Source organism: Wolbachia endosymbiont of Mansonella perstans, assembly GCF_020278605.1.
Classification (GTDB): domain Bacteria; phylum Pseudomonadota; class Alphaproteobacteria; order Rickettsiales; family Anaplasmataceae; genus Wolbachia.
Genome location: NZ_JACZHU010000133.1, coordinates 1 through 1605 on the forward strand (window position 1 = coordinate 1; position 1605 = coordinate 1605).

The following is a 1605-nucleotide window of genomic DNA, read 5'->3' on the forward strand; positions in this document are numbered from 1 at the left end:
GGAACACTGATGCATGTTTTTGCATAGTGTGCTGCATTTCGCTGCGTATTTTCGATACCCTTAGCTCTCCAGAAGCAAATCGCATTTTATTAAATCTACCCACTATCCAGTTTGTGCAATCTGAGTGCAGTTTTTTGTGTGGCGCATGAGGCTTTAGCTTCTCTTTCGCTCTGAGTGCTGCAGCTCTACCAAAAACTACAAGGTCAAGAAGCGAATTAGAGCCAAGTCGATTTGCACCGTGTACAGAAACGCATGCTGCCTCTCCAATTGCAAACAATCCTTCTACTACTTCTTCCTTACCTTTCTTCAGCGTAATCACTTCCCCATGGTAGTTGGTTGGAATGCCACCCATATTGTAGTGAACAGTTGGAATGACCGGTATTGGATCTTTAGTGACATTAACCCCTGCAAAAGTCTTTGCAGTTTCGCTAATTCCTGGAAGTCTTAGTTTTATTACTTCCGGGTCAAGATGCGCTATAGTTAAATATATATGGTCTTTTTTCGGCCCAACGCCTCTGCCTTCTCTGATTTCAATTGTTATTGCCCGACTTACCACATCACGAGAAGCCAAGTCTTTTACTTTTGGTGCATAGCGTTCCATAAACCTTTCGCCCTGAGAATTAACTAGATACCCGCCTTCGCCGCGACATCCTTCCGTCATCAAACATCCTGAACCATATATTCCTGTTGGATGAAATTGCACAAATTCCATATCTTCAAGTGGCAACCCAGCTCTCACCACCATGCCATTACCATCACCTGTACAAGTATGCGCGCTCGTTGCAGAGAAGTAAATACGCCCATATCCACCTGTTGCCAGCACCACCGAATGTGCACGAAATCTATGTAGTGTGCCGTTGCACAGTGACCAGGCAAGAACCCCGCAGCATGCCCCGGTTTCATTATCCATGATTAAGTCGATTACAAAGTATTCAACAAAAAATTCGGCGTTGAACTTAAGACACTGCTGATATAGAGTGTGAAGGATTGCATGTCCAGTTTTATCTGCTGCCGCACAGGTGCGTTGCGCTGATTTTCCTTTACCAAAACGAGTTGTCATTCCACCGAAGGCGCGCTGGTATATTCTACCATCTTCTGTACGAGAAAACGGTACGCCAAAGTTTTCAAGTTCAATGACAGCTTTAGCAGCGTTTTTACACATATATTCTATTGCATCTTGATCGCCGAGCCAGTCTGAACCTTTTATTGTATCATACGCATGCCAGCGCCAACTATCCTCGGCAATATTCCCTAAAGCTGCACTAATTCCGCCTTGTGCTGCAACTGTATGACTGCGTGTAGGGAAAATTTTAGAAATGCAAGCAACTGAAGAGTTAGTTGCAGCCATTCCAAGCGTTGCTCTGAGTCCTGCTCCACCTGCGCCCACTACCACTACATCATACTCATGCTCTATGATTTCGTACGCTGATTTATCCATATTTGCTTATTTATGATTACAGGCTTATAATACCACAGAAGTGGAGAAAATCCATACAAGTTTTCTAGATATAATAAATTTCTCACATATCAAATCAGTTTTAGCATATGCGAAAAAACTACTTGAAAAATTCTTTCAACTCCCTTTATAACAGCAAGGATGTTTCT

The 1605-nt window shown here is 43.1% G+C and carries 1 protein-coding gene; it reads right to left on the reverse strand.

Translation table 11 applies throughout. The features are described from left to right. Positions 1-1438 (reverse strand): succinate dehydrogenase flavoprotein subunit (gene sdhA, locus IHO13_RS05410; RefSeq protein ID WP_225538621.1); only part of this gene is annotated, 1438 nt, incomplete at its 3' end. Between the last annotated feature and the right edge of the window lie 167 nt (positions 1439-1605).